Here is an 8,049-nt window from a genome sequence, read left to right as displayed (position 1 = left end):
CGGCGACGCCCGGGATCGCCGTGACGACCACCGCGTCGCAGCCCGGGTCGTGCAGCGCTTGTTCGAGCGCCGCGCGGAAGTCGTCCGCCGTGGCCGACGTCGTCAGGTCGCGCGGCGGCAGCGGGCGCAGCCCCTCCGTGAGGCACGCGTCGTACGTCAGCAGGCCGAGCGACTCGGAGTTGCCGAGGATCGCGACACGCGGACCCGCGGGCAGCGGCTGGCCGGCGAGCAGGATGCCCGCGTCGACGAGTTCGGTGACCGTGCCCGCGCGCACCACGCCCGCCTGGCGCAGCAGCGCCGAGACCGTCGCGTCGGGGACGCGGATCGCCGGGACCGCGTGCCCCTGCGGCATGGTCCCGCTGTGGCGCGCGCCCTTGACCACCACGACCGGCTTCTCGGCGGCCGTGCGCCGCGCGAGGCGGGTGAACTTGCGCGGGTTGCCGATGGATTCGAGGTACATGAGCACGACGTCCGTGTCGGGGTCCTCGTAGCAGTACTGCAGGAAGTCGTTGCCCGACACGTCCGCCCTGTTGCCCGCCGAGATGAACGACGACAGGCCCGCGCCCCGCCGGTGGAGCCCGGCGAGGAGGGCGATCCCGATCGCGCCCGACTGGGTGAAGAGGCCGATGCGCCCCTGCGCGGGCGACGCCGGCGCGAGAGACGCGTTGAGGCGGACGGCGTCGGCCGTGTTGACGATCCCGAACGCGTTGGGCCCGATGACACGCATCCCGTACCTACGCGCCCTGCGCACCAGTTCGCGCTGGCGCGCCCTGCCCTCGGGCCCGCTCTCCGCGTACCCGGCCGACAGCACCACGAGCCCCTGCACGCCGTGCTCGCCGCAGTCCTCCACCACCTCGGGCACGCGCTCGGCGGGGACGGCGACGACGGCGAGGTCCACGGGGGACGCCAGTTCCCCGACGGACCGCGCGGCCGGCACCCCGTCGATCTCCGTGACGTCCGGCGCGAACGCCGCGTTCACGGCGTGCAGGCGTCCGGCGAAGCCGCCCGCGACGAGGTTGCGCAGCACGCTGCGCCCCACCCCGCCCTCCTCACGCCCGACGCCGACGACGGCGACGGACCCGGGCGCGAGCAGCCGCTGCACCGACCGTGCCTCCGCCCGCTGCTCGCGGCCGCGCTGGACGGCGAGCGACTGCTCGGTGGGCTCCAGGTCGAGCGTCAGGCGCACGGCGCCGTCCTCGAAGCTGCGCCGCTGGGTGAACCCGGCGTCCGTGAAGACCTTGATCATCTTGCGGTTGTTCGGCAGCACCTCGGCCGCGAACCGCCCGATGCCGCGCTCGCGCGCGACGGCCGCGATGTGTTCGAGCAGCGCCGACGCCACGCCTCTGCCCTGGTGCGCGTCCTGGACGAGGAAGGCGACCTCGGCCTCGTCGGCCGCCGCGCCCGACGCCGCGCGCCCGTCGGGTCCGATGCGGTCGTAGCGCACGGTCGCGATGATCTCGCCGCCCGCCGTCATCGCGAGCCCCACCCGGTCGACGTAGTCGTGGTGGGTGAAGCGGTGCACGTCCCGGTCGGAAAGCCGGGGGTAGGGCGCGAAAAAGCGGTAGTACTTGGACTCGTCCGAGACCTGTTCGTAGAAGCTGACGAGCCGGCCCGCGTCCCCGGGCGTCATGGGCCGGATCCGCGCGGTGCCTCCGTCGCGGAGCACCACGTCTGCTTCCCAGTGGGCCGGGTAGGCGTCGGAGGGTTTCTCCATGGCGAAAGCCTACGGCGGGCCGTCCCGGGAGGCTCCGCCGACGCGTGAGAGACTGGTCTAGACAACCTGCGTCAGATTTGAAGGGCAACACCATGGCTGAGCGCCGTGTCAACGTCGGTTGGGCCGAGGGCTTGCACGCCCGCCCCGCCTCCATCTTCGTCCGCGCCGCGACGGCTTCCGGCGTGCCCGTGACCATCGCCAAGGGGGGCGGCTCGCCCGTCAACGCCGCGTCGATGCTGGCCGTGCTCGGCCTGGGCGCCCAGGGCGGTGAAGAGATCCTGCTCGCCTCCGACGCGGACGGCGCCGAGGTCGCGCTCGACCGTCTGGCGAAGCTGGTCGCCGAGGGGCTCGACGAGCTGCCCGAGACCGTCTGACGCTCCGGCGCGCGCGGCAGCATCCCCGGCCGCGCATCCGGAAGGACACCGGCCCTGTGCCGGGCGCACACACGCCCGGCGCAGGGCCGTTCGCGTGCCCGGGACTCGTACGCGTAGACGCGCGCGCCGCGGTTTTCGCCTCGCCGCCTCGCGCTCGCGCGTCGGGGCTGCCGTGCGACGCGCATGGCGCGTGCGGTGATGCGGGCCACGGCCCGCGCGCCCGGCCGGGACTGTGCCCGGCACGGGCCCGTGCGCGGCCGGATGCCCGGCCGCGCACGGCGTGCCCGTCAGCCGCCGGCGACCGTGACGGGGCCGATGCCCAGCGCCTCGACCGGCTCCTTGATGCGCGAGGCGTCCCCGACGAGCACCGTGACCAGGCGGTCGACCGGGAAGGCCGCCACGGCCGCGGCCGTCGCCTCGACGGTGCCGGTCTCGGCCAGGCGCGCGTACAGCCGGGCCTGGAAGTCGTCCGGCAGGTGCTGCTCGACCTGGTCGGCGAGCGTGCCGGCGACGGACGCGGCCGTCTCGTACTTGAGCGGCGCGACGCCCACGAGGTTCTGCACGGCGACGTCGCGCTCCGCGTCGGTCAGGCCCTCGGCCGCGAGCGTGCGCAGCACCTTCCACAGGTCGTCGAGGGCGGGCCCGGTCGACTCGGTGTCGACGGAGCCGCTGATCGCGAGCAGCGAGGCGCCCGTGCCGTCCGCGGAGGACCGCAGCACCTGCCCGAAGGCGCGCACCCCGTACGTGTAGCCCTTCTCCTCGCGCAGGACGCGGTCGAGGCGCGAGGTCAGCGTGCCGCCGAGGCAGTACGTGCCGAGCACCTGCGCGGGCCACACGCGGTCGTGCCGGTCGGGGCCGACGCGGCCGATCAGGAGCTGCGTCTGGACGGCGCCCGGCCGGTCCACGATCACCACGCGGCCCGCGTCGTCCGCCGTGACGGCGGGCACCGGACGCGGGGTGCCCGCGTCGCCCGTCCAGGCGCCGAGGGTCTCGGCAAGCACCTGGTCCACGTCGACGCCCGCGAGGTCGCCGACGACGACCACGGTGGCCGTCGCGGGGCGCACGTGCGCCTCGTAGAAGGCGCGTACGCCCGCGGCGTCGATGCGGGCGACGGTCTCCTCGGTGCCCTGGCGGGGCCGCGACATGCGCAGCGACGCGGGGAAGAGTTCCCTGGAGAGCTGCTTGGCCGCGCGCCTGCCCGGGTTGGCCGTCTCGTGCGGGATCTCGTCGAGCCGGTTGCGTACGAGCCGCTCGACCTCGCTCGGGGCGAAGGCGGGCGCCCGCAGCGCGTCGGCGACCAGGCCGAGCGCCTTGGGCAGGCGCCTGACCGGCACCTCGAGCGACACCCTGACGCCCGGGTGGTCCGCGTGGGCGTCGAGCGTGGCGCCGCAGCGCTCCAGCTCGGCGGCGAACTCCTCGGCGCTCAGCTTGTCGGTGCCCTCGGACAGGGCGCGCGCCATGATCGTGGCGACGCCGTCGAGGCCCTCGGGCTCGGCGTCGAGCGGCGCGTCGAGGCACACCTCGACGGCGACGACCTGCTGGCCGGGGCGGTCGCAGCGCAGCACGGTCAGGCCGTTGGGCAGCGCGCCGCGCCCGGGCGCGGGGAACGCCCACGGCTTGGCGTCGCCGGCCTGCGGCCGCGGGTGGCGGTCCATGGTCGTGGTGGCCTCGGTCACTTGGCCGCACCTTCCTGCTCGTCGGTCTGCCCGGCCGCGTCGGCCGCACCCTCGGCGTCGTCCTCCGCCGGCAGCGGCTCGTACACCAGGACGGCCCTGTTGTCGGGGCGCAGGCGGGCCGCGGCGACGGCCTTGACCTCGTCGGCGGTGATGTCGAGTACGCGCTGCACGGCGGTGAGCGCCAGCTGCGGGTCGCCGAACAGGACGGCGTACCTGCACAGCTCGTCGGCGCGGTCGGCGACGGTGCCGAGCCTGTCGAGCCACTCGCGCTCCAGCTGGGCCTGCGCGCGCTCCATCTCCTCGGCCGTCGGGCCCTCCTCGGCGAGGCGGGCCAGCTCCTCGTCGACGGCGGCCTCGATCTTCGGGATCTCCACTCCGGCCGACGTCTTGACGTCGAGCCAGCCGAGCGACGGCGCGCCGGCCAGCCGCAGCAGGCCGAACCCGGCGGCGACGGCCGTCCTGTCCCTGCGCACCAGCCGGTTGTGGAGGCGGGACGACTCGCCCGCGCCCAGCACGGTCAGCGCGAGGTCGGCCGCGTCGCACTCGCGCGTGCCGTCGTGCGGCAGCCGGTAGGCGGCCATCAGCGCGCGGGCCGGGACCTCCTCCTGGATCTCCTCGCGCAGCTCCTCGCCGATGACGTCCGGCAGGGACCCGTCGCGCGGGGGCTGCTTGCCGTCGTGGGACGGGATGGAGCCGAAGTACTTCTCGACCCAGGCGAGCGTCTGCTCGGGGTCGATGTCCCCGACGATCGCGAGTACCGCGTTGTTCGGCGCGTAGTTCGTGCGGAAGAACGCGCGCGCGTCCTCCAGGGTCGCCGCGTCCAGGTCCGCCATCGAGCCGATGGGCGTGTGGTGGTACGGGTGGCCCTCCGGGTAGGCGAGCGCGGTGAGGCGTTCGAACGCGGTGCCGTAGGGGACGTTGTCGTAGCGCTGGCGGCGCTCGTTCTTGACGACGTCGCGCTGGTTCTCCATCGACTCCTCGTCGAGGGCGGTCAGCAGCGAGCCCATCCGGTCGGCCTCGAGCCACAGCGCGAGCTCGAGCTGGTGGGCCGGCATCGTCTCGAAGTAGTTGGTGCGCTCGAAGCTCGTGGTGCCGTTGAGGGAGCCGCCCGCGCCCTGCACCAGCTCGAAGTGGCCGTTGCCCTTCACCTGCGCCGAGCCCTGGAACATCAGGTGCTCGAAGAGGTGGGCGAGTCCCGTACGGCCCTTGACTTCGTGGCGGGAGCCGACGTCGTACCACAGGCAGACCGCGGCGACCGGGGTCAGGTGGTCCTCGGAGAGCACCACGCGCAGACCGTTGTCCAGGCGGTGCTCGGTAGCTGTCAGGCCGCCTGAACCGGCCTGCTCGGTGGCCGTGTGACCCATGGGCATGTACGTCCCTTCGCTCGCGACTGACGCTGTCGGTGCCAGCCTGCCACTGTATGCAAGCGAGCCGGCGGGCGCCCGGGTTCCCGCGGTGTCCGCGCGGCCGCCGGGGCACGATTCACGCGCGTTCCGCGCTCGTTTCGCGCTCCGTCCGCCGCGCTCGGCACGGGTCGATTCCTGCGTTGTCGGTGGCGCGGTCCACAATGGTCCCCGTCAGCAGCACAAGTTGTCGTACAGGACCTGTGAAGGAGCCGCAGCAGCGATGGCCCGCCGCAGCACGAAGACCGCGCCGCCCGAGGACTTCGAGGAGCGGATCCTCGACATCGACGTGATCGATGAAATGCAGGGCTCCTTCCTCGAGTACGCGTACTCGGTGATCTACTCGCGCGCCCTGCCGGACGCGCGCGACGGCATGAAGCCGGTGCACCGCCGCATCGTGTACCAGATGAACGAGATGAACCTCAGGCCCGACCGCGGGTACGTCAAGTGCGCGCGTGTCGTCGGCGAGGTGATGGGCAAGCTGCACCCGCACGGTGACGCGTCGATCTACGACGCGCTGGTGCGCATGGCGCAGCCGTTCTCGATGCGCCTGCCGCTGGTCGACGGGCACGGCAACTTCGGCTCGCTCGGCAATGACGACCCGCCGGCGGCGATGCGGTACACCGAGTGCCGGATGGCCGACGCGACGTCGCTGATGACGGAGTCGATCGACGAGGACACCGTCGACTTCGAGCCCAACTACGACGGCCAGGAGCGCGAGCCGGTCACCCTGCCGGCCGCCTACCCGAACCTGCTGGTCAACGGGGCGTCCGGGATCGCCGTCGGCATGGCGACGAACATGCCGCCGCACAATCTGGGCGAGGTCGTGCAGGCCGCGCGCCACCTCATCAAGCACCCGGGCGCCGACCTGGAGACGCTGATGCGGTTCGTGCCGGGCCCCGACCTGCCGACGGGCGGCCGGATCGTGGGCCTGTCCGGCGTGCAGGACGCGTACGCGACGGGCCGCGGCACCTTCAAGATCAGGGCGACGGTCTCGGTGGAGGACGTGACGCCGCGCCGCAAGGGCCTCGTCGTCACGGAACTGCCGTTCGCGGTCGGCCCCGAGAAGGTCATCTCGAAGATCAAGGACCTGGTCTCGTCGAAGAAGCTCCAGGGCATCGCGGACGTCAAGGACCTCACGGACCGCCAGCACGGGCTGCGTCTCGTGATCGAGGTCAAGAACGGCTTCGTGCCCGAGGCCCTGCTCGAACAGCTCTACCGGCTCACGCCGATGGAGGAGTCCTTCGGCATCAACAACGTCGCGCTGGTCGACGGCCAGCCGCTCACGCTGGGCCTGAAGGAGCTGCTCGAGGTCTACCTGGACCACCGGTTCTCGGTGGTGCGCAGGCGCAGCGAGTTCCGCCGCACGAAGCGGCGCGACCGGCTGCACCTGGTCGAGGGGCTGCTGGTGGCGCTCCTCGACATCGACGAGGTCATCCGGCTGATCAGGTCGAGCGACAACTCCGCCCAGGCGAAGCAGCGCCTGATGGAGCACTTCTCGCTGTCCGACGCCCAGACCCAGTACATCCTCGACACGCCGCTGCGGCGGCTGACCCGCTTCGACCGGATCGAGCTGGAGGGCGAGCGCGACAAGCTCAACGCGGAGATCGCGGAGCTGACCCGCATCCTGGACTCGGACACGGAGCTGCGCAAGGTCGTCTCGGCCGAACTGGCCACCGTGGCGAAGAAGTTCGGCACGCCGCGGCGCACGCTGCTGATCGAGGGCGGCTCGGCGGTGGCGGCGGTGCCCGTGCCGCTCCAGGTGGCGGACGACCCGTGCCGCGTGCTGCTGTCGTCGACGGGGCTGCTCGCCCGCACGGCGACGGGCGAGCCGCTGCCCGCGGCCGACGCCAAGCGCGTCAAGCACGACGTGATCGCCTCGGCGGTGCCCGCCACGGCGCGCGGCGACGTCGGCGCGGTGACGTCGGCGGGGCGGCTGCTGCGGGTGTCCGTGATCGACCTGCCGCAGCTCCCGGAGACTCCGGCCGCCCCGAACCTGTCGGGTGGCGCGCCGGTCGCCGAGTTCCTCGCCCTCGAAGCGGACGAGACGGTGATCTGCCTGACGACGCTCGACGAGTCGTCCCCGGGCCTCGCGCTCGGCACGCTGCTCGGGGTGGTGAAGCGCGTGGTGCCCGACTACCCGTCCAACAAGGACGAGTTGGAGGTCATCTCGCTCAAGGACGGCGACCGGATCGTGGGTGGCGCCGAGTTGCGCACGGGCGAGGAGGACCTCGTCTTCATCACAACGGACGCGCAGCTGCTGAGGTACCAGGCGGCTCAGGTGCGCCCGCAGGGGCGTGCGGCGGGCGGCATGGCCGGCGTCAAGCTCGCCGAGGGCACGGAGGTGCTGTCGTTCACGGCGGTGGACCCGTCGCAGGACGGCGTCGTGTTCACGGTGGCCGGCTCGCACGGCACGCTGGACGACTCGACGCGTACGGCGAAGCTGACGCCGTTCGACCAGTATCCGCGCAAGGGGCGTGCGACCGGCGGCGTGCGCTGCCAGCGCTTCCTGAAGGGCGAGGACGTGCTGGTGTTCGCCTGGGCGGGCGCGAGCCCGGCGCGTGCGGCGAAGGCCAACGGCTCGGCGGCGGCGCTGCCCGAGCCCGACCCGCGCCGCGACGGCTCGGGCACGCCGCTGACCCACGAGATCGCGGCGCTGGCCGGCCCCGCGCTCTGACGAGCGCGGGGCGGTGGGCGCGGGCGCGGGCGCGGCGGGGGGGGGGAGGGCACGCCTCGGCACCCCACTCGCGGGTGTCGCGGGTGCCCCCCCCTCCCCCGGAGAAGGGGGGGGGGGGGGGGGGGGGGGGGGGGGGGGGGGGGGGGGGGGGGGGGGGGGGGGGGGGGGGGGGGGGGGGGGGGGGGGGGGGGGGGGGGGGGGGGGG

5 protein-coding genes are annotated in these 8,049 nt (G+C 73.8%); 2 read left to right on the top strand and 3 right to left on the bottom strand.

The features are described 5' to 3' along the window. Positions 1 to 1,714 (bottom strand): GNAT family N-acetyltransferase (locus tag JFN87_RS30470; protein ID WP_209345332.1); only part of this gene is annotated, 1,714 nt, incomplete at its 3' end. 92 nt (positions 1,715 to 1,806) lie between these two features. On the opposite strand from JFN87_RS30470, the gene JFN87_RS30465 reads away from it, so the two are divergent. After that, a complete protein-coding gene (locus JFN87_RS30465) occupies positions 1,807 to 2,088 on the top strand; it encodes an HPr family phosphocarrier protein (protein WP_209345330.1) in 282 nt (93 codons plus the stop codon). Between the two features lie 287 nt (positions 2,089 to 2,375). Here JFN87_RS30465 and JFN87_RS30460 read toward each other — a convergent pair whose 3' ends face one another. Both JFN87_RS30460 and JFN87_RS30455 read right to left on the bottom strand, forming a co-directional pair. Next, on the bottom strand, positions 2,376 to 3,743 hold the full coding sequence (locus JFN87_RS30460) for a M16 family metallopeptidase (protein ID WP_245182561.1): 1,368 nt from the start codon (positions 3,741 to 3,743) through the stop codon (positions 2,376 to 2,378). A 17-nt stretch (positions 3,744 to 3,760) separates the two neighbouring features. Beyond that, entirely contained in the window at positions 3,761 to 5,134 is a 1,374-nt protein-coding gene (locus tag JFN87_RS30455) for a M16 family metallopeptidase (RefSeq protein ID WP_209345326.1), read from the bottom strand. A 256-nt stretch (positions 5,135 to 5,390) separates the two neighbouring features. Between JFN87_RS30455 and JFN87_RS30450 the strand changes: the two genes are divergently transcribed. Further along, positions 5,391 to 7,844 carry a DNA gyrase/topoisomerase IV subunit A gene (locus JFN87_RS30450; protein WP_209345324.1) on the top strand — a complete coding sequence of 818 codons (2,454 nt, stop codon included), beginning with the start codon at positions 5,391 to 5,393 and terminating at the stop codon, positions 7,842 to 7,844. Positions 7,845 to 8,049: the final 205 nt, after the last annotated feature.

Source organism: Streptomyces montanisoli (assembly GCF_017813245.1).
In the GTDB taxonomy this organism is placed as follows: domain Bacteria; phylum Actinomycetota; class Actinomycetes; order Streptomycetales; family Streptomycetaceae; genus Streptomyces; species Streptomyces montanisoli.
This window is presented reverse-complemented; position numbering and strand designations above follow the sequence as displayed.

Coding starts and splice junctions, on each gene's coding strand:
- JFN87_RS30465 (WP_209345330.1), top strand. CDS start 1,807: ATGGCTGAGCGCCGTGTCAACGTCGGTTGGGCCGAGGGCTTGCACGCC.
- JFN87_RS30460 (WP_245182561.1), bottom strand. CDS start 3,743: ATGGACCGCCACCCGCGGCCGCAGGCCGGCGACGCCAAGCCGTGGGCG.
- JFN87_RS30455 (WP_209345326.1), bottom strand. CDS start 5,134: ATGCCCATGGGTCACACGGCCACCGAGCAGGCCGGTTCAGGCGGCCTG.
- JFN87_RS30450 (WP_209345324.1), top strand. CDS start 5,391: ATGGCCCGCCGCAGCACGAAGACCGCGCCGCCCGAGGACTTCGAGGAG.